This is a genomic window from Sulfurifustis variabilis (assembly GCF_002355415.1).
GTDB lineage: Bacteria > Pseudomonadota > Gammaproteobacteria > Acidiferrobacterales > Sulfurifustaceae > Sulfurifustis > Sulfurifustis variabilis.
In genome coordinates this window covers 3,275,691-3,292,880 of the sequence record NZ_AP014936.1, presented here as the reverse complement: position 1 = coordinate 3,292,880, position 17,190 = coordinate 3,275,691, and the positions used below count along the sequence as shown (strand labels likewise).

The window sequence follows — 17,190 nt, the reverse complement described above, 5'->3', positions numbered from 1 at the left end:
CTTGCGGCGCACGAGCGCCGCGCTTTTCGCGCTGCCGCATGGCAGGGCCGCGTTACTTCATCTCGCGCAAGCACGCGCTCGCCTGGGCGATGGGTGCTGTCCTCGGCTGGACGGCGCCGGTGTGGGCACAAGGCGATGAGCCGTGGAAGGCCGAGATCGAGGCACTGCGCCGGGAGATCCGCCAGGCGGCGGAGGGCAAGGAGGTCGACTCCAGGTTTCACCTCGCCGGTTACGCTTCGGTCGACTACGTCGATCCGCAGACGGGAAACAGCAGCTTCACCGGCGTCACCTTCAACCCGATCTTCCACTACTCCTACAAGGACTGGCTGCTGCTCGACGCCGAGATCGGGACGCAGCTCTCGAGCGAGGGCGAGACCGAGACGTCGCTCGAGTACATGACCGCCAACCTGGTCCTGAACGACTCGATGATCCTCGTGGCCGGCAGGTTCCTGAGCCCGATCGGCATGTTCCGCCGCAATATTCACCCGTCCTGGGTCAACAAGCTGCCGTCCGCACCCATCGGCTTCGACCACGGCCAGGCGGTACCGCTCGCGGACGTGGGCCTGCAGCTGACCGGCGGCATCGCGCTCGGCGCGACGCGCGCGAACTACGCGATCTACACGGCCAACGGGCCCATGCTCGAGCTCAACGCGGCCGGCGACGAGATCGAGGAGATCGGCACCGAGGGGCAGGGCAGCGACATGAACGACGACAAGGTGATCGGTGGCCGCGTCGGGTGGCTCCCGCTGCCGCGGCTCGAGGTCGGCGTCTCGTTCGCGACCGGCAAGGCGTCCGGCGAAGGCGCGCTGGGCGAGACCGGAAACCGCGACTACGACGTCGTCGATGTCGACTTCTCGTGGCAGGTCGCCGGATTCGACCTGCGCGGGGAGTACACGAAGACCGAGCTGGGCGAGAGTCCGGCCGCGGGAATCGACCCCGCCGAGAAGGAATGGACCGCGTGGTATACGCAGGCCGCCTACCGCCTGCCCGGCACCAATTGGGAGGCGGTGCTGCGCTACGGCGGCTACGAGCCGCCGACGGGCGTCGAGACCAGGCAGTGGACGCCGGGCATCAACTATCTGTTCGCCGCGCACGTCATCGCCAAGCTTGCCTACGAGTTCAACGACACCGACGGCGTGGAGGACGACGACCGGCTCCTGCTTCAAATCGCTTACGGCTTCTGAGGAGACATGCCATGAAAACGCGTATCTCGAGTCTCGCGCCCACCGCGCTCGGCGTGGGCGCGTTGTTGGTCACGGTGCTCGCGCCACAGGCGTTGGCCGAGCAGGGCACGCCGCCGGCGGGCGATCCCGCCCGCGGGGCCAAGGTCTGGGCGGACAACTGCTCGCGCTGCCACAACATGCGCGATCCCAGGGAGTTCACCGACGGGCAGTGGCAGGTGATCGTGACCCATATGCGCCTGCGCGGCGGGTTCACGGGCCAGGATGCCCGCGACATCCTCGCGTTCCTGCAGGCGAGCAATTGAGCGCGAGTGACGGGATGACCGTGCCGGTCCGGAACGGCGTGCAGCCGGCACGGTCTGTCTCGATAGCGCACCCGACGCCCCCGTAAAGAACGGTGCGCAACGGGTCGATTTTCGTAAACGGCAATCAACAAGGAGAAGACGATGAAACGGGTACCGAAGGTGATGGTAGCGGCGTTGGGTTTTGCGGCGGCGGCGGCGCTTGCCCAGATGGGTGGCCCTGGCGGGATGCCGGGCGGGGCGGGGACGATGCAGCGCGAGCACCGCGATGGCATGAGCACGCAGCAGTCCCAGCAGATGATGGGCGGCCAGATGATGAGCCAGGAGATGATGCGTGACATGTCGGGGATGATGCGCCAGATGGACGGCATGATGCAGAACATGTCGCGCATGATGGATCAGCAGCCGATGATGGACCCTGCCCGCAGGCACGAGATGTCGAAGCTCATGCAGGAGATGTCGACCACCATGCGCGACATGTCGAAGCAGATGGCTCAGGGCAAGATGGACCCGGCGACGACCGGGCAGATGCAGGACCGCATTCGGCGCATGGACCAGATGCTGCAGAAGCTCCAGACGGAGACGCGCTGACATGGACGGCGGCGGGAACGGCCGCGCGCCCGAACGCCCCGCCTGGGAGGCGTGGGCCGCTCTGGCCCCGCTGCTCCTGTCGCTCGTCCTTTCGGCGCCGGCCGCCGGCGCCGAAGGGAGCTACTACTTCGAGCTCAGCGCCGGCTTCAAGACCGGCGACTTCGGCACGCCGACCGATAACGACCTGTACTACCTGTCGCCCGCGCTCGGCTATGTCGCACCGCGCTACGACCTGAGCGTCACCGTGCCGTATCTCTCGCTCACGACCGAGACGGCGGGCCGGTCAAACACGGAGACGGGCGCCGGCGACGTCATCGCGCGTGGCGGGCGCGAGCTGCTGCCCGAGGGCGGGGCGGTCTCGCTCTACGGTTCGCTCGCGGTGAAGCTCCCGACGGCGGACGAGGACAAGGGCCTCGGCACGGGCAAGACGGACGTCGGCGCGTTCGCGAGCCTGAGCCGCAGGCTCGAGGGGATGCGCCTGAGCCTGCTCGGCGGCTATATCAAGGTCGGCGACCCGCCGGGCGTGGATCTCGACGACGTGCTCCTCTACGGCGTCGGGTTCTCCGGGATGCGCGCTCGCACGCATCTCTATGGCTCGCTGGAAGGACGCACGGCGACCGTACCGGGGGCCGACGATCCGCTCGAGATCAACGCCGGGTTCTTCCATCCGCTCAATCCGCGGCACTGGATAAAAGGCACCGCGTTTGTCGGGCTTACTGACGGCGGGCCCGATTGGGGCATGAGCCTCGGGTTCGTGCAGTGGTTCTGATGCGTCTCGCGGCTGCTTGCCCTCGCGGCTTCGCGAACGAGGCTGGGCACGCGACCGCCGCGCGCGGCCGCTCAGGTTTCGTGCGTCGCACCGCCTGTCAACAGCCTCCGCGCAGGCGGAACGTGTTGCCACGGTACGTGAATCCGTGGATCAGCGGCGACCGATCTCACGAGGTGCACAGCCGTGCCCTCATCCCGGAGCACGGCCATGCATGGCTCTTCGGTGTCTCAGCCCAGCTCGTGCATCGGATCGGGTCCGACGTAGACCTTGATCCCGCTCGTGCCCCGCAATCCGGCCGGGGCGATCTTGTCGAGCTCGATGACCGATTGGTTGAGCGTGTCGAAGCGCCAGGTGAAGCTCTGGTCGCCGAGCACGAACTTCACGGTCTCATTCCGGTTCACGTTGACCCACTTCGCGCCCGGCTCGAGCACGACGGTGCGATCGGCGGCGGCGCTGTGAATCGCAGTTCCGAGGCTCGGCCCTGCGGGCGGATGGTTGGCGAGCGCGGCGCCGGCGGCGCCGAGCGCGGCCACCAACGCGAGCGAGAGGACACTCCGGCGGGTTGCGTGCTTCATGATCGTCTCCTTCTGTTGCGGGTTGGGTGTTTGTCGAGCTACCGGCTTTGTCCGATAGTCAATGTGATCCTAGCCGCCGAGCGCGCGCACGAGCCTGACGGCAGGATTACAATTTCGTAAATTCGTTGCGCCCTCGAACGGAGACGATGCGGAGCCCATGCGCGTATTGATCGTGGAAGACCAGGTGAAGACGGGTGACTATCTCCGCCAGGGGCTGACCGAGCACGGCTTCGTGGTCGACGTCGCGCAGAACGGCATCGACGGCCGGCACCTCGCGCTCGGCGGCGACTACGATGCGATCGTGCTCGACGTCATGCTCCCCGGCATCGACGGGTGGGAAGTGCTGCGTGCGCTGCGTGCCGCCGGCAAGCCCACCCCGGTGCTGTTCCTGACGGCGCGCGACCGGGTCGAGGACCGGGTGAAAGGGCTCGAGCTCGGGGCGGACGATTATCTCGTCAAGCCGTTCGCGTTCTCGGAACTGCTCGCCCGGGTCCGGGCCTTGATCCGGCGGGGAGGCGCCGGGCGCGAGCCCGAGGTCTTGTGCGTCGCGGACCTCGAGGTCGATCTGCTGCGACGGCGCGTGACGCGGGGCGGCCGGCGCATCGGTCTTACGGCCAAGGAGTTCGCGCTGCTGACCCTTTTCGTGCGCCGGCGCGGGGAGGTGCTGTCGCGCACCCTTATCGCCGAGCAGGTGTGGGACATGAACTTCGACAGCGACACCAACGTGGTCGAGGTGGCCGTGCGCCGCCTGCGCGCCAAGGTCGACGATCCTTTCGAGCGCAAGCTGATCCACACGGTGCGGGGCATGGGGTACGTCCTGGACGTCCGGGAAGAGGATTGATGCTCGAGCGCGTCTCCATCACGCTGCGGCTGAGCCTGCTCTTCGCGCTGGTCTCGATGCTGACCCTTGCCGGCGTCGGGACCTACCTGTATCGCTCGCTCGAGCGCCAGTTCGCGAGCCGCGACACGGCCGAGCTCGCGGGCAAGGTGGAGCTCGTGCGCTACATCCTCTCGGCCGTCCCGGCATCGGACGCCATCCCGGACCGGCAGCAGGACTTCGCGCACGTGGTGGTCGGCCACGCGGGCCTGTACCTCGCGGTGCTCGACGCTCGCCGGGAGGTGCTCTATGCCTCGTCGTCGCTGCGCCTGCCGGACGCGGTGCTTCAGTCGGCGTTCGACGCCGCCGAAGTCCCGGACGCGACCGAGATCTGGCGGCCGGGGCCAGCGGTCCGTTTCCGCGCGCTCTCCGCGTGGGCCGATCTGGCGCCCGGGTCCGGCCACCGGGTGCTGATCGCGCTGGCGCTCGACACGACCGAGCAGGAGGCGCTGCTCGCGACCTACCGGCAACACCTGTTCGTCGCGCTTCTGAGCGGCGGGCTGCTCGTGGCGCTGCTCGGATTCGGGGTCGCGCGCCAGGGCCTGCGTCCGGTCCGGCGCATGGCGGACACGGCATACCGGATCTCGGCCGATCGCCTGAGCGCGCGGCTCGAAGCCCGCCAGGTTCCCCGCGAACTCGAGCAGCTCGCGACGGCGTTCAACGCGATGCTCGCCCGGCTGGAGGACTCGTTCACGCGGCTCGCGGCCTTCTCCTCCGACCTGGCCCACGAGCTGCGCACCCCGGTCCACAACCTCATGGGGCAGACGCAGGTGGCGCTCAGCCGTCCGCGATCGGTCGAGGAGTACCGCGGCGTGCTGGAGTCGAACCTCGAGGAGTGCGAGCGGCTGTCGCGCATGATCGCGGACATGCTGTTCCTCGCGAAGGCCGATCATGCGCAGCTCGCCCTCAAGGCCGAGGCGGTCGATCTGCGCGCGGAGCTCGACAAGGTGGTCGAGTTCTATCAGGCGCACGCGGAGGAACGGGAACTCCGAGTCGTGTGCGAAGGCACAGGGAGCGTGCTGGCCGATCGCGCGCTCGTGCGGCGGGCGATCGGCAATCTGCTGTCGAACGCGCTCAAGCACACCCCAGAGGGAGGAGAAATCCGTGCGCGCCTGAGCGCCGAGTCCGGGGCGCTGACGCTCGTCGTCAGCAACCCGGGGCCCGGTATCCCGGCGCCGCATCTCGCGCGCGTGTTCGACCGGTTCTATCGCATCGACAGCGCGCGCGGCAGCGCGGAGGAGGGATCGGGGCTGGGGCTCGCGATCGTCAAGTCCATCATGGAGCTGCACGGCGGCAGCGTGCACGTGTCGAGCGAGCCGGGACAGCTCACGAGCTTCACGCTCGTGTTTCCAAAGGACCATGACGGCCCCGGGGCGCCGAATGCGCCCGCTTCCGGTTCCCGGGTGCCCGAACCGCAGCTTACGAATCTGTAAGGTTTGCGTCAGCGTTCAGTCGGTGGGCGGGCGTAATCTGGGGTGGCGTGGAGCGCCCGTTCCCGGGCGCCCGCCTGCCACGGAGGTGGATGCCATGAGAAAACTACAGGGCCTTTTCATGTTTCTTCTGGGCGTGATCTTCACGGCCGGCGTGCTGACCGTCGCGCCGGTGTCCGCCCGGACGGCTCAGCAGGGCGAGCGCGACGAGTGCGTGACGACGATCAATGTCGACAAGCTTTCGCCCGACGAGTGGTACCAGCTTTACGGTTCAGGTGGATGATCCAGGCTTCCTGACGGTGTGACAGCGGGCCCTCAACGGGCCCGCTTTTTGTGTGCCCAGCATGGGCACGACCTGGAGGTGCAAGTCCTCTGGAGAACCTGGTCGCAGGGACTCCGAGCGAACCGCAAGGCGACGCGCCGTGAGGACGTCGCTGAAAGAAGCGGGGAGCGAAACCGCGAGCCGACGAACAGGAACCGGATACGAGGCGAACGCTTTCCAGGGCGAGCGGGCAAATGGCCGCGAAGCCCTTGCGACCAAGGGAGAGCGGCGTAAATCCGGCGGTTGTGCGGGGACGGTCGTGACCCTTACCTGGGGAGATCTCGCCTCGCGCCCGAAAGGGCAACCTCCAACAGAGGGAGCGAGAAGTCAGCAGCGGCCGTAGTAGCGACGCCTGAGAAGGCGACACGAAGGGCCAAACGGAAGGAGATCATGACGACCGAACGTCTCGGTGACGCAAGGCACCAGCCGTCCCCGCAGGGGGAGCTGCCGCCAGCGGTGCGCGGTGAAGCCGCGCCTCGGGAGCGGAGCGGTGAAGCGTCGGCGGCGGCGCGCGGAAACGCACGATCCGGTACGGAGAGCCTCATGGAGGAGGTCGTGGCGCGCGAGAACTTGCAGCGCGCGCTCAAGCGGGTGAAGCAGAACAAGGGCAGCCCCGGTGTGGATGGCATGCGGGTGGATCAACTGCCGGATCATCTGCGGGAGCACTGGCCGAGCCTGCGAGCGCAGTTGCTTGAGGGCAGGTACCGGCCGCAACCCGTGAAGCGGCAGATGATTCCGAAACCCGGCGGTGGTGAGCGTATGCTCGGCATTCCCACCGTGCTGGATCGTTTTATCCAGCAGGCCATCCTGCAGGTGCTGCAACCGCGGTTCGATCCCACCTTCTCGGAACACGCCTATGGCTTCCGCCCGGGACGGCGCGCCCAGGACGCGATCCTCGCGGCCCAGCGCTACGTCGAGGGCGGACGCCACTTCGTGGTCGACATCGACCTGGAGAAGTTTTTCGATCGGGTCAACCACGACGTGCTGATGGGAAGGCTGGCCAAGCGTATCGCGGACAAGCGGATGCTCGCCCTGAGCCGCCGCTACCTCGAAGCCGGCATCATGGCGAACGGGGTCGCGGTCGAGCGGCACGAGGGAACGCCGCAAGGCGGACCGTTGTCGCCGCTTCTTGCGAACGTGCTTTTGGACGAGGTGGATAAGGAGCTGGAGCGGCGCGGCCATGCGTTCTGCCGCTATGCCGATGACTGCAACGTGTACGTGCGGTCGAAGCGAGCGGGCGAACGGGTGATGCAAGCCCTGAAGAGGCATTATGCCCGCCTTCGACTCCGCATCAACGAGACCAAGAGCGCCGTCGCCGAACCCTGGGGGCGTCCCTTCCTCGGTTACACCTTCTGGCGTAACCGCCACGGGGAGGTCCGGCGGGCCGTGGCCGAGAAGGCCCTCACGGCGGCGCGAGCGCGCATCCGACTCATCACTTGTCGCAACGGTGGACGACGCATGGGCACCCTCGTCGAAGAACTGAAGACGTTCCTCGTGGGATGGAAGGAGTACTTCCGCCTGGTGCAGGTGCAACGCCCGTTGCGGGACCTCGATAAATGGGTACGGCGACGACTGCGGGCTGCACAGCTCACACAGTGGAAGCGGGGGACTACCGTCTATCGCGAGCTACGTGCACGGGGAGTCCCGATGCGCCGCGCGCAGGAGGCGGCTGCTCACGCGACCCGCTGGTGGCGCACCGCCGCTCACGCCGCCCTCCAAGAGGCTCTGCCTATCCGTTATTACGACCGACTCGGCATCCCGAGGCTTGCGACGTAACCGCAACCTTCCGAACCGCCGTATGCGGACCCGCATGTACGGTGGTGTGGGAGGGGAATGACCGGGCTCTACCGGTCATCCCCTATCCCGATTTGGCGGTCGATGGGCATCCCCCTGGAAGAACCCGGTTCGTGAACGGGGTGGCGGGCGGCGAAGAACGGCGCGTGCGACCCCGAGCCTTGACCTGTCACCTGCTCACAGGTCCTACAGTCGGTAAATCGAGAGAACAGACGGCGGGTTCATGGATACACCCAACCGGCGCCGACGACTGCTTGTGGTGACGAGCGCCCTTGGCGGGGTGGGGCTCGCGCTGGGTGCCGTTCCCTTCGTCGCGAGCATGCGTCCGAGCGCGCGCGCCCGCGCGCTCGGCGGACCGGTCGAGGTCGACCTCGGCCGCCCGGCGCCGGGAGCGCTGCTCAAGGCCGAGTGGCGGGGCAAGCCGATCTTCGTCGTGCGCCGCACGCCCGAGATGCTGGCGCGGCTCGAGCGCAGCGCGCCGCTGCTCGCGGACCCACGCTCGGACGTGGAGACGCAGCAGCCAGCCTACGCTCGGAACCCCTACCGCTCCATCGACCCGGAGTGGCTCGTGCTTGTCGGGCTTTGCACGCATCTCGGCTGCGTCCCGGCGCCGCATTTCGAGCCCGGCGACGTCTCGGGCCTGGGTGCGCAATGGCCGGGCGGCTGGTTCTGTCACTGCCACGGGTCGAAGTTCGACCTCGCAGGCCGGGTGTTCCGCAATGTTCCGGCGCCGACCAACCTGGTCGTCCCGCCGTATCGGCTGGACGGCGCGCAACGCGCGGTGATCGGCCTCGATCCGGCGGGCGCGAGGAAGACATGACGCCGGCGAACGCGCCGGTTCGAGAAGCTCCAATCGACGAGCGAAGGAGGTGAGTCATGGCGATCGATCCGGTATGCGGAATGGAAGTCGAGAAAACGAAGGCGGCGGCCACGGTGGAGTGCAACGGCGCGACGTACTACTTCTGCTCCAGCGCCTGTCACAAGGCCTTCCGCGCGAATCCCAGGCAGTACTCTGGCGCCGACTGTGCGGATGCGCTGCCTCGAACGGAAGGCGGCGTCCGCTTTGCAGGCTGAGAAAAGGCCAACCGCTTCGGGTACCGGAGCAAGGGGGGAGAGACCATGATGGGTTATGACGGCTGGGGATTCTTCGGCATGCATGCGCTCTGGTGGCTCTTCTGGATCGCGGTGATCGGCGCCGCCGCGGTCTTTCTGTTCCAGGCGCCGACGCGCCCGCCACCCGCCCGCGAGACACCGCTCGAGTTGTTGCAGCGGCGCTATGCCGCGGGCGAGATCTCGAAGGAGGAGTACGGGGAGCGCAAGCGCACGCTCGAGCGCGACGAGTGAACGAAGACGTCAAGCCGTCTTGCCGGCGGAGGTGACCCATGCAGTGGATCGTCGACAACTGGGTGTGGATCGTGGTGTTCATCGCGTTCGTCGCGCTGCACCTGTTCGGTCACGGAGGTCACGGCGGCCATGGGGGCGATGGCGAGGAGGAGGCGCCGCGGCGCCGCCGGGACGACGGCGAGCCCGGGCGGTCGTCCGGGCATCGGCACTGAAAGGGGACGCCATGCTGCAGATCAAACTCGTTGCCTGGGCGCTCGGTCTCTTCGGCGCGTTCACGTTCCTCGTGTGCGTGCTCTACGGGCTGACCGTGCCCGAGGCCTATCACATGCACGCCTTCCTCGAGCAGGTGCTGCCCGCGTTCGAGTGGCTCACCTGGTGGGGCTTCCTGCTCGGGCTGGTCGAGAGCTTTCTCTACGGCGTCTACGCCGGGATCGTGTACGTGCCGATCTACAACTGGCTCGCGAGCCGCTACGGCGAGGCGCGCTAGCCGAATCCTGCGACAGGAGGTGAACCATGGCGATCGATCCGGTGTGCAAGATGCGGGTGGAGCCCGAACAGGCGGCGGCCAAGGCGGAGTACGAGAGCCAGACGTATTACTTCTGCTCGGCGGCCTGTCACAAGGCGTTTACCGCCGATCCACACAAATACCTCGGCGGGCACGCCGGGCACGGACATGGTAGTCCGCAGCCGCCCGGCCGGAAGCAGCGGTGAGCAGGAAGAAGCGCGATGACTACACCGGCCCGCGGCTCATCGGGATCGGCAGTGCCGAACAGGGGCACCTCACGGCGGATATCACGCACCGCTGTACCGTGCCTCGCGCTCGCGGGCATCGCTCTCGCGTCCCCGGCCTGGCCCCAAGCCCTCGATTCCGAGCCGCGATTGCCATCACACACGGTCATGGAGCACGAGATGGATCGGCTGCGCGCCGACCTCGTTGCGCTGCGCGAGGAGATGAACCGGCTTCGCGCGCTTCACGGTGGCGAGCGAAGGGTGGCACTCAGGACGCATCTCGGGCGCGTGCGCGAGGAGATGCAGCGCGCCCTCGCGATGGAGGAGCGGATGTGGCAGGACCTCGACCGCGGCCGGATCGGCAGCGACCGCGACCTGCGCCGCCTGCTGCGGCTCGTTCACGAGCAGGTCCGCATGCTGGTCGACATGAACGACCTGTTGCTCGAGGAAGTCGAGCGGAATATCGCTCCGTGAACGCGTCCGTGCGATCCGGGGTTGACCTGTGCGCGGCGCGCACGCTGCACCATGGCCAGCGATCGAATCGCGCGAGGAGGAAGCCCGATGAACGCGCACGAGCTCGAACGACAGGCGACCGAACTGGGTCTCGATTTACCGATGGACGCGCCGGCGCCCCGCCTGATCCGGGCAATCCAGCGCCGGCGGGGACAGGCGGCCTGCTTCGGCAACGACGAGCGCTTTACGTGCACGGACTACGCGTGCGAATGGCGCGCGGAGTGCCTGAAGCCGATCGCCGAGTGGCTGCGTTGCTGACGCGCGCAGGAGCTGGGACATGGCGCTGATGCAGCAGATCCGGTTCCACGGGCGCGGCGGGCAGGGGGCGGTGTCGGCCGCGGCGCTGCTTTCGCTCGCGGCCTTCGAGGACGGCTTCGAGGCGCAGGCCTTCCCGAAGTTCGGCTCGGAGCGCCGCGGCGCGCCGGTCGAGTCATACGTGCGCATCAGCGACCGGCCGATCCGCAGCCACAACCAGGTCTATGCGCCGGATGCGGTCGTGATCCTGGACGCCACGCTCCTGCGCTCGGAGCCCGTGCTGCACGGCCTGGGCGCGGGCGGCCTCGTGATCGTCAATGCAGAAACCGCGCCCCGCTCGTATGCCGATGGCCCGGCGCACCGCTGGCTCGCCGTTCCTGCGAGCCGCTTCAGCGCCGAGCGCCTCGGCCGGCCCCTGCCGAACACCGTGCTGCTCGCCGCGCTGGCCGCCGTGACCGGGTGGGTCGGGCTGCCGGCGCTCGAGGCGGTCGTGCGTCGCCATCTCGCGCGCAAGGGCGAGAAGGTGGTGAGCGCCAACATCGAGATGCTGCGCGAAGGCTTCCGCCTGGGCGCGGAGGGAGGCGCGGCATGAGGCGGCAGCTCGAGGGCTCGCGCGCCGTGGCCGAGGCGGTGCGCCTGTGCCGGCCGCGCGTGATCGCGGCCTATCCGATCACGCCGCAGACCCATATCGTCGAGCACCTCTCGCAGATGGTGGCCGACGGCGAGCTCGCCGCCGAGTACATCAGCACGGAAAGCGAGTTCGCGGCCGCCTCGGTGGTGCTCGGGGCGGTGGCGGCCGGCGCGCGTGCCTACACCGCGAGCGCCTCGCAGGGGCTGCTGCTCATGACCGAGGTGCTCTTCAACATCGCCGGACTGCGCCTGCCGGTCGTCATGACCTGCGCCAACCGCGCGGTGGGCGCGCCGATCAATATCTACAACGACCAGCAGGACAGCCTGTCGCTGCGCGACGCCGGCTGGATCCAGCTCTACGTCGAGAGCAACCAGGAGGCGCTCGACACCACCATCCAGGCCTACCGCATCGCCGAGGCGTGCGAGCTGCCAGTGATGGTGTGCATGGACGGCTTCTTCCTCACCCATACCTTCGAGGCCGTCGAGGTGCCCGAGCAGGGACAGGTGGACGCCTACCTGCCGCCGTTTCAGTTCACTCGCTCCCTCGACCCGGCAACACCGGCGACACTCGGGGGCGGCAGCGAGCCGGACAACTACCTCGAGTACCGCCGCGCGCACCACGCTGCGCTGGCGCGCGCGGCCGGGGAGATCGTCGCGGCCGCCGCCGACTTCGAGCGGGCCTTCGGGCGCACGCACGGCGCGCTCCTCGACGGCTACCGCCTCGACGACGCCGAGCGCGTCCTCGTCATGCTCGGCTCCGCCATGGGCGCGGCGCGCGACGTGGTCGACGCACTGCGGGCGCGCGGCGAGCGGGTGGGGGCGCTCCGGCTGCGCTGCGTGCGGCCGTTCCCCGCGGCGGAGCTGGTGCACTTGCTGCGCGCCGTGCGCCGGGTCGCGGTGCTCGAGAAGGCGTTGAGCGCGGGGGCGGGCGGCATCATTGCCGCCGAGCTGCGCGCCGCGCTGCACGAGGCCGGCCTGCTGCTTCCGGTGGACGGCTTCGTCGGCGGGCTCGGCGGGCGCGATCTCACGCCCGCCGCCATCGAGGCGGTGTACGCCGCCTCGGCGGCGGCCAGCGCGCCGATCGGCTGCCGCTTCGTGGACGCGGCCGACACGAGCGAGCGCGAGCCCGCGCTCGCGGAAGGAGGCTGACCATGGACCGGCGCGATGCGTTTCGCCTCAACGCGCTCACCTCGGGCCACCGCGCCTGCTCGGGCTGCGGGCAGGCGATGGGCGCGCGCATGGTCGGCGATCTCATCGGCCCCGACGCGATCGTCGTCAACGCCACCGGCTGCCTGCAAGTGTTCACCACGCACAACGCGCAGACCGCCTGGCAGGTCCCGTGGCTGCACTCGGTGTTCGCGAACGCGGCCGCGGTCGCCTCGGGCGTGGAGGCGGCGCTGCGCGGCCTGCCGCGCCATGCGCGGGTGGTGGTGCAGGCGGGCGACGGGGGCACTTTCGACATCGGGCTGCAATGCCTCTCCGGCATGATCGAGCGCGGCCACGACGTGCTCTTCGTCTGCTACGACAACGAGGCGTACATGAACACCGGCGTGCAGCGCTCGAGCTCGACGCCGCACGCGGCGCGTACCACGACCTCGCCGCCCGGCCGGCTGAGCGAGGGCAAGCACCATCTCAAGAAGGACCTGCTCTCCATCATCGCGGCGCACCACATGCCCTACGCCGCGACCGCCTCGGTGGCGTTCTTCCCCGATCTCAAGGCCAAGGTGGAGAAGGCGATGAGCCTGCACGGGCCCCGCTTCCTCCAGGTGTTCTCGCCCTGTCCGCTCGGTTGGGACCATGATGCGGCGGCGTCCGTGCAGGTGGCGCGGCTCGCGGTCGAGACCGGCGTGTTTCCGCTCGTGGAGCTCGAGTACGGCGCGGTCACGAGCGTGATGCGCCTCGCGCAGCCGCGGCCGGTGGAGGAGTACCTGCGGGTGCAGGGCCGCTTCCAGCACCTCTTCGCGGACGCGCGCGGCGCCGAGGAGATCCGCCACTTGCAGGCGCTCACCGACACGAACATCCGCCGCTACGGCCTGCTCGAGGCGCCGACCGCGTGGGACACCGACGAGGCCGGCCGGGTTGAGCGCGGCGGCCGCGGCGGCTACGCGAGCCCGCGCGCGGAGGCACCCTCATGAGCCGGCTCGCCTTCGAACCCGGCAGCAGCACCGCCTACCGCACCGGCGACTGGCGCCTCGCGCGCCCGGTGTATGCGGACAAGTGGCCGCCCTGCGGTGCGGCCTGTCCCGCCGGCGAGGACATCCAGGCGTACCTCGCCCTGATCGAGGCCGACCGGCCCGAGGCGGCCTGGCGCAAGCTCACGGAGCAGAACCCGTTCCCGGCCGTGTGCGGCCGGATCTGCCCGCATCCCTGCGAGGGCGCCTGCAACCGCGCGCGCCTCGACGAGGCCGTCGCCATCCATCACGTCGAGCGGCACTTGGGCGACCTCGCCCGCACCCGCGGCTTCGCGCATGACGTTCCGCGCGGCGCGCGTGCGGACAAGCGCGTCGCCGTCGTCGGCGCGGGGCCGGCCGGTCTTTCGTGCGCCTACCATCTCGCCCGGGCGGGTTATCCGGTGACGGTGTACGACGCCGCTTCCGAGCCGGGCGGCACGCTGCGCTGGGGTGTGCCCGACTATCGCCTGCCCAAGGACGCGCTCGCGCGCGAGATCGAGGCGATCCTCGCGCTCGGCGTCACGCTGCGCCTCGGCATGCGCATCGGCGCGGACCTCGGCGCCGCCGAGCTGCGCGCGCAGCACGATGCCGTCTTCCTCGCGATCGGCGCGCGCCTGCCGCACGTGCCGGCGGAGGGCGAAGTCAGCGGGCGAAGCGTGGAGTACGGCATCGATTTCCTCGATCGCGTCAACCGTGGCGAGCGCCCGGTGCTGCCGGCGCGGGTCGCGGTCATCGGCGCCGGCAACACCGCGATCGACGTGGCGCGCTGCGCCCGGCGCTTCGGGGCCACGGAAGTCACGATCGTCTCGCCGCAGGACCGGCCCGGCCGCCGCCCCGGCCAGCCGGCCGAGGAGATGAAGGCCACGCCCTCCGAGATCGCCGAGGCCGAGGCCGAGGGCGTGCGCCTGCTGCTGCGCTGGGGCGTGCAGCGGCTGGTGCGCAGCGGCCAGCACCTCGATGGCGTGCAGCTCGCGCAGGTCGATCGCGTGCACGACGACCGCGGCCGGTTCAAGCCGGTCCTCTACGAGGGCACGGAGATGTTCCTTCCGGCCGGCTACGTCATCGTCGCCACCGGCCAGCACCCGGACTGGAGCGGGCTCGAGGCCCTGCGCCCCGACCCGGCGGCCGGGGTCTACGCGGGCGGCGACTGCGCGGGCGCGCCGCGCACGGCGGCGGCCGCGATCGGCAGCGGCCACCAGGGCGCCGAGGACATCATGGCGTTCCTCGAGGACCGCGCGCCGGTCAACCTCCGCCGCCCGGCCACCGTCACCTTCGAGGCGTTGCACACGCAGTACTACCGCCGCCTGCCCCGGCGCGCGGCGGCCGAGATCGATCCGATCGCGCGCCTTCGGGATTTCCGCGAAGCGGTGACGGGCCTCGACGCCGTCGGCGCTGCCTACGAAGCAGGGCGCTGCCTGAGCTGCGGGGTGTGCCTCGAGTGCGACAACTGCTGGCACTTCTGCCCCGACGCCGCCGTGATCAAGCAGGGCCCGGGCGAGCGCTACCGCTTCGACTACGAGTACTGCAAGGGCTGCGGCATCTGCGCCGCGGAGTGTCCGTGCGGGCACATCCACATGGAACCGGAGCCGGTGTCGCTGTGAGGGCGCGCGTACCGAACGATGGCGGAGGCGGGGCGCGCGGTGGAGCGCTCGCTCGTCTCGGGCTGGACGAGGACAGCGAGACGAGGCCCGTACCACTGCGTGTCATCTTCCGTCCACCGGACCCCGCCGCGTCGAACGGTGGGGCGGGGCGCGCGGCCGTGCGGCAGGTGCGGCTCCTCGGTCTCGCGGGGCTGCTCGGCGCCTCGCTCTTCACGGTCGCGCTCCTCGTGCTGCACGTCGCGCGCGCCGAGGTCGACTGGACGCGGCATTACGTCAGCGACTTCGCGAACGGTTCGCTCGGCTGGATGTTCGTCTCCGGTACGATGCTCCACGGCCTGGGCAACCTCGCCCTGACGCTCGGGCTCTACCGCTCCCTCGAACCGGGCGCGCTGCGCGAAGGCGCGGTCGTATTCTTCGGTCTCGCCGCGGCCGGCATCGTGGCGGCAGCGCTCGTTCCTGTCGATCCCACCGGAAGCCTGCCGTCCCTCGCGGGGCTCGTTCACCGCGCGATCGTCATCGCCGCCTTTCCGATCGAGCTCGTCGCGCTCGTCTTATTCTCGATCGCATTCGCCCGGCAGCGCGCCTGGCGGGCACGCGCTGGCAGCTCCTTCGCGTTGTCGGCTGTCGCCGCGCTCGGTCTGATCGGCTTTTTTCTCGCGGTCTACGCGAACGCCATTCCCGGGGCGGCGGAGCGGCTGGCCCTGGGCAGTTTCCTGGCTTGGGAGCTTTGGGCCGCGCTCGTGCTCGCGCGGCAGTCCGGGCGCGTGAACGAGGAGGGTGAATCGACGGTTTCTCCCGACTCAGCACACGAGGATTCACGATCATGAGCCCACTTGCGCGGGCCACTGCCCGCATTTTCCTCATCGCGGTCGCCGGCGGCGCCCTGGCGGCGTGCGGCACCGCCTACCAGGTCACGCCGGTCGGTTTCGAACTGCCGGAGCGCTACCCGAACGCGACAGAGGTCGCGGGTGCGACGATCGGCGCCATGGCCTACGCCGATCCGAAGACGGCCGCGCAGGCGTTCGGTTTCGACGTGATCGACGCCGGGCTGCTGCCGGTGCAGGTCGTGTTCGACCACCGCGGCGAGAGCGCGCTCGCGATCAATCCCGCGCAGACCTTTCTCGAGAACGAGGAGGGCAAGCTCTGGCCCGTGCTCAACGACCGCTTCGCTTACGAGCGCGTGACGCAATACGCGCAGACGAAGCAGATATTTCGGGAAGGCGCCTACGGCGCCTTTCTCGGCGGCGTCGCGGGCGCCCTGGTCGGCGCCGCGGTCGGGGTGGTGAGCGGCGAGGACGTCGGCCGGACCGCGGCCAAGGGCGCGGCCGCGGGCGCCGCGGGCGGGGGCGTCGTGGGCGGCGGCGCGGGCGCGGCCAAGTCGGACGAGGCCCGGCGCGCGGTGATGGACGACTTCAACGACAAGTCCCTGCGCAACCGGCCGATCAAGCCCGGCGATCTCGCCTACGGGTTCATCTTTTTCCCGGCGGAGGCGGCCACGGCGAAGAGCCTGCGCCTGCAACTGATCGATCAGGTATCCAAGAAGCCGTATACCGTCACCTTCCGATTGTTGCCATAGTGACGAGGCGGAAGATGAAGCAACGGTGGGTTTCACATGTCGGTGTCGTTCCCGCGAAAGCGGGAACCTATGCGGCCTTTCGAGCCTCATCTAACGCCCTATGGATTCCCGCTTGCGCGGGAATGACTCATTTTGTTAGGGGCCCTAAGCTCGCCGCGTTGCTGCTGCTCGGTCTCGCGCTGACGCTGCCGGGGCCCGCGTGGACGGACGACGCCAGGCCGGCGGCGAAGCCCGGCGCCGCCGCGGGCTTGCAGCCGCTGTCCGGCCTGATGCGCGACATGGCCGAGCAGATGCGGGTAATGGCGGAGGCCACGGCGGAGGGGCAATTGAGCGCCGCCGAGCGCGGCCGCATCGCGGAGCGCATGCGGCGGATGGCCGATCTCATGACGCAGATGTCGGGGCTCGCGAACGAGGCCGCGCTCGCGGACGTCGAGACGCAGGCGCGGATGCTCGACATGCGGCGCGAGATGGACTGGATGCGCCGCAACCCGCCGCGCCGAGGGGCGCCGTAGGGGAGGACGAAAGGGCGA

General features: G+C 69.5%; 24 protein-coding genes. 23 read left to right on the top strand and 1 reads right to left on the bottom strand.

Features of this window, described 5'->3' with window-relative positions; all coding sequences use genetic code 11:
- Positions 1–38: 38 nt before the first annotated feature.
- The 4 genes from SVA_RS15895 to SVA_RS15880 all read left to right on the top strand — a co-directional run bounded on the left by SVA_RS15895 (position 39) and on the right by SVA_RS15880 (position 2,843).
- The gene (locus tag SVA_RS15895; RefSeq protein WP_096462151.1) at positions 39–1,184 is read left to right on the top strand and encodes a hypothetical protein; all 1,146 of its coding nucleotides are present in this window, start codon (positions 39–41) and stop codon (positions 1,182–1,184) included.
- A gap of 11 nt (positions 1,185–1,195) precedes the next feature.
- Positions 1,196–1,486: a c-type cytochrome gene (locus SVA_RS19875; RefSeq protein ID WP_096462150.1), complete on the top strand. Its 291-nt coding sequence runs from the start codon at positions 1,196–1,198 to the stop codon at positions 1,484–1,486.
- Positions 1,487–1,627: 141 nt separating this feature from the next.
- The gene (locus tag SVA_RS15885; protein WP_096462149.1) at positions 1,628–2,074 is read left to right on the top strand and encodes a hypothetical protein; all 447 of its coding nucleotides are present in this window, start codon (positions 1,628–1,630) and stop codon (positions 2,072–2,074) included.
- 1 nt (position 2,075) lies between these two features.
- Positions 2,076–2,843 carry a hypothetical protein gene (locus SVA_RS15880; protein WP_096462148.1) on the top strand — a complete coding sequence of 256 codons (768 nt, stop codon included), beginning with the start codon at positions 2,076–2,078 and terminating at the stop codon, positions 2,841–2,843.
- A 227-nt stretch (positions 2,844–3,070) separates the two neighbouring features.
- Here the strand turns inward: SVA_RS15880 and SVA_RS15875 are convergent, their stop codons facing one another.
- Complete coding sequence (locus tag SVA_RS15875) at positions 3,071–3,418, bottom strand: CzcE family metal-binding protein (protein WP_096462147.1); 348 nt, start codon at positions 3,416–3,418, stop codon at positions 3,071–3,073.
- 157 nt (positions 3,419–3,575) lie between these two features.
- Between SVA_RS15875 and SVA_RS15870 the strand changes: the two genes are divergently transcribed.
- The 19 genes from SVA_RS15870 to SVA_RS15785 all read left to right on the top strand — a co-directional run bounded on the left by SVA_RS15870 (position 3,576) and on the right by SVA_RS15785 (position 17,172).
- Positions 3,576–4,259, top strand: a complete 684-nt coding sequence (locus tag SVA_RS15870) for a heavy metal response regulator transcription factor (RefSeq protein WP_096462146.1) — start codon at positions 3,576–3,578, stop codon at positions 4,257–4,259.
- Entirely contained in the window at positions 4,259–5,728 is a 1,470-nt protein-coding gene (locus tag SVA_RS15865) for a heavy metal sensor histidine kinase (RefSeq protein ID WP_096462145.1), read from the top strand. Before SVA_RS15870 ends, SVA_RS15865 begins: the two co-directional genes overlap by 1 nt.
- A 94-nt stretch (positions 5,729–5,822) precedes the next feature.
- A complete protein-coding gene (locus SVA_RS19580; protein ID WP_148665522.1) occupies positions 5,823–6,008 on the top strand; it encodes a hypothetical protein in 186 nt (61 codons plus the stop codon).
- A 429-nt stretch (positions 6,009–6,437) separates the two neighbouring features.
- On the top strand, positions 6,438–7,823 hold the full coding sequence (gene ltrA, locus SVA_RS15860) for a group II intron reverse transcriptase/maturase (RefSeq protein ID WP_096462144.1): 1,386 nt from the start codon (positions 6,438–6,440) through the stop codon (positions 7,821–7,823).
- 241 nt (positions 7,824–8,064) lie between these two features.
- On the top strand, positions 8,065–8,661 hold the full coding sequence (petA, locus tag SVA_RS15855; RefSeq protein ID WP_096462143.1) for a ubiquinol-cytochrome c reductase iron-sulfur subunit: 597 nt from the start codon (positions 8,065–8,067) through the stop codon (positions 8,659–8,661).
- Between the two features lie 56 nt (positions 8,662–8,717).
- Complete coding sequence (locus SVA_RS15850; RefSeq protein ID WP_096462142.1) at positions 8,718–8,915, top strand: YHS domain-containing protein; 198 nt, start codon at positions 8,718–8,720, stop codon at positions 8,913–8,915.
- 45 nt (positions 8,916–8,960) lie between these two features.
- The gene (locus tag SVA_RS15845; protein ID WP_197703257.1) at positions 8,961–9,185 is read left to right on the top strand and encodes an SHOCT domain-containing protein; all 225 of its coding nucleotides are present in this window, start codon (positions 8,961–8,963) and stop codon (positions 9,183–9,185) included.
- 38 nt (positions 9,186–9,223) lie between these two features.
- Positions 9,224–9,397, top strand: a complete 174-nt coding sequence (locus tag SVA_RS15840) for a DUF2933 domain-containing protein (RefSeq protein ID WP_096462140.1) — start codon at positions 9,224–9,226, stop codon at positions 9,395–9,397.
- A gap of 11 nt (positions 9,398–9,408) precedes the next feature.
- Positions 9,409–9,672, top strand: coding sequence for a DUF5676 family membrane protein (locus SVA_RS15835; protein WP_096462139.1), 264 nt, complete (start codon positions 9,409–9,411; stop codon positions 9,670–9,672).
- Between the two features lie 26 nt (positions 9,673–9,698).
- Positions 9,699–9,896: a YHS domain-containing protein gene (locus tag SVA_RS15830; RefSeq protein WP_096462138.1), complete on the top strand. Its 198-nt coding sequence runs from the start codon at positions 9,699–9,701 to the stop codon at positions 9,894–9,896.
- 168 nt (positions 9,897–10,064) lie between these two features.
- Complete coding sequence (locus tag SVA_RS15825; protein WP_148665521.1) at positions 10,065–10,388, top strand: hypothetical protein; 324 nt, start codon at positions 10,065–10,067, stop codon at positions 10,386–10,388.
- Between the two features lie 87 nt (positions 10,389–10,475).
- A complete protein-coding gene (locus SVA_RS15820) occupies positions 10,476–10,685 on the top strand; it encodes a hypothetical protein (protein WP_096462136.1) in 210 nt (69 codons plus the stop codon).
- 19 nt (positions 10,686–10,704) lie between these two features.
- The gene (locus SVA_RS15815; protein ID WP_096462135.1) at positions 10,705–11,274 is read left to right on the top strand and encodes a 2-oxoacid:acceptor oxidoreductase family protein; all 570 of its coding nucleotides are present in this window, start codon (positions 10,705–10,707) and stop codon (positions 11,272–11,274) included.
- Entirely contained in the window at positions 11,271–12,461 is a 1,191-nt protein-coding gene (porA, locus tag SVA_RS15810) for a pyruvate ferredoxin oxidoreductase (RefSeq protein WP_096462134.1), read from the top strand. The genes SVA_RS15815 and porA overlap by 4 nt, the downstream gene beginning before the upstream one ends.
- A gap of 2 nt (positions 12,462–12,463) precedes the next feature.
- A complete protein-coding gene (locus SVA_RS15805) occupies positions 12,464–13,447 on the top strand; it encodes a thiamine pyrophosphate-dependent enzyme (protein ID WP_096462133.1) in 984 nt (327 codons plus the stop codon).
- Entirely contained in the window at positions 13,444–15,084 is a 1,641-nt protein-coding gene (locus SVA_RS15800) for an NAD(P)-binding protein (protein ID WP_096462132.1), read from the top strand. The genes SVA_RS15805 and SVA_RS15800 overlap by 4 nt, the downstream gene beginning before the upstream one ends.
- Positions 15,081–15,911 (top strand): DUF998 domain-containing protein, encoded by an 831-nt coding sequence (locus tag SVA_RS15795; protein ID WP_169924146.1) that lies wholly within the window; start codon positions 15,081–15,083, stop codon positions 15,909–15,911. The genes SVA_RS15800 and SVA_RS15795 overlap by 4 nt, the downstream gene beginning before the upstream one ends.
- Positions 15,908–16,660 (top strand): hypothetical protein, encoded by a 753-nt coding sequence (locus SVA_RS19575; RefSeq protein WP_148665520.1) that lies wholly within the window; start codon positions 15,908–15,910, stop codon positions 16,658–16,660. The genes SVA_RS15795 and SVA_RS19575 overlap by 4 nt, the downstream gene beginning before the upstream one ends.
- Before the next feature lie 122 nt (positions 16,661–16,782).
- The gene (locus SVA_RS15785; RefSeq protein ID WP_148665519.1) at positions 16,783–17,172 is read left to right on the top strand and encodes a hypothetical protein; all 390 of its coding nucleotides are present in this window, start codon (positions 16,783–16,785) and stop codon (positions 17,170–17,172) included.
- Positions 17,173–17,190 lie beyond the last annotated feature (18 nt).

Coding starts and splice junctions, on each gene's coding strand:
- SVA_RS15895 (WP_096462151.1), top strand. CDS start 39: ATGGCAGGGCCGCGTTACTTCATCTCGCGCAAGCACGCGCTCGCCTGG.
- SVA_RS19875 (WP_096462150.1), top strand. CDS start 1,196: ATGAAAACGCGTATCTCGAGTCTCGCGCCCACCGCGCTCGGCGTGGGC.
- SVA_RS15885 (WP_096462149.1), top strand. CDS start 1,628: ATGAAACGGGTACCGAAGGTGATGGTAGCGGCGTTGGGTTTTGCGGCG.
- SVA_RS15880 (WP_096462148.1), top strand. CDS start 2,076: ATGGACGGCGGCGGGAACGGCCGCGCGCCCGAACGCCCCGCCTGGGAG.
- SVA_RS15875 (WP_096462147.1), bottom strand. CDS start 3,418: ATGAAGCACGCAACCCGCCGGAGTGTCCTCTCGCTCGCGTTGGTGGCC.
- SVA_RS15870 (WP_096462146.1), top strand. CDS start 3,576: ATGCGCGTATTGATCGTGGAAGACCAGGTGAAGACGGGTGACTATCTC.
- SVA_RS15865 (WP_096462145.1), top strand. CDS start 4,259: ATGCTCGAGCGCGTCTCCATCACGCTGCGGCTGAGCCTGCTCTTCGCG.
- SVA_RS19580 (WP_148665522.1), top strand. CDS start 5,823: ATGAGAAAACTACAGGGCCTTTTCATGTTTCTTCTGGGCGTGATCTTC.
- ltrA (WP_096462144.1), top strand. CDS start 6,438: ATGACGACCGAACGTCTCGGTGACGCAAGGCACCAGCCGTCCCCGCAG.
- petA (WP_096462143.1), top strand. CDS start 8,065: ATGGATACACCCAACCGGCGCCGACGACTGCTTGTGGTGACGAGCGCC.
- SVA_RS15850 (WP_096462142.1), top strand. CDS start 8,718: ATGGCGATCGATCCGGTATGCGGAATGGAAGTCGAGAAAACGAAGGCG.
- SVA_RS15845 (WP_197703257.1), top strand. CDS start 8,961: ATGATGGGTTATGACGGCTGGGGATTCTTCGGCATGCATGCGCTCTGG.
- SVA_RS15840 (WP_096462140.1), top strand. CDS start 9,224: ATGCAGTGGATCGTCGACAACTGGGTGTGGATCGTGGTGTTCATCGCG.
- SVA_RS15835 (WP_096462139.1), top strand. CDS start 9,409: ATGCTGCAGATCAAACTCGTTGCCTGGGCGCTCGGTCTCTTCGGCGCG.
- SVA_RS15830 (WP_096462138.1), top strand. CDS start 9,699: ATGGCGATCGATCCGGTGTGCAAGATGCGGGTGGAGCCCGAACAGGCG.
- SVA_RS15820 (WP_096462136.1), top strand. CDS start 10,476: ATGAACGCGCACGAGCTCGAACGACAGGCGACCGAACTGGGTCTCGAT.
- SVA_RS15815 (WP_096462135.1), top strand. CDS start 10,705: ATGGCGCTGATGCAGCAGATCCGGTTCCACGGGCGCGGCGGGCAGGGG.
- porA (WP_096462134.1), top strand. CDS start 11,271: ATGAGGCGGCAGCTCGAGGGCTCGCGCGCCGTGGCCGAGGCGGTGCGC.
- SVA_RS15805 (WP_096462133.1), top strand. CDS start 12,464: ATGGACCGGCGCGATGCGTTTCGCCTCAACGCGCTCACCTCGGGCCAC.
- SVA_RS15800 (WP_096462132.1), top strand. CDS start 13,444: ATGAGCCGGCTCGCCTTCGAACCCGGCAGCAGCACCGCCTACCGCACC.
- SVA_RS19575 (WP_148665520.1), top strand. CDS start 15,908: ATGAGCCCACTTGCGCGGGCCACTGCCCGCATTTTCCTCATCGCGGTC.
- SVA_RS15785 (WP_148665519.1), top strand. CDS start 16,783: ATGACTCATTTTGTTAGGGGCCCTAAGCTCGCCGCGTTGCTGCTGCTC.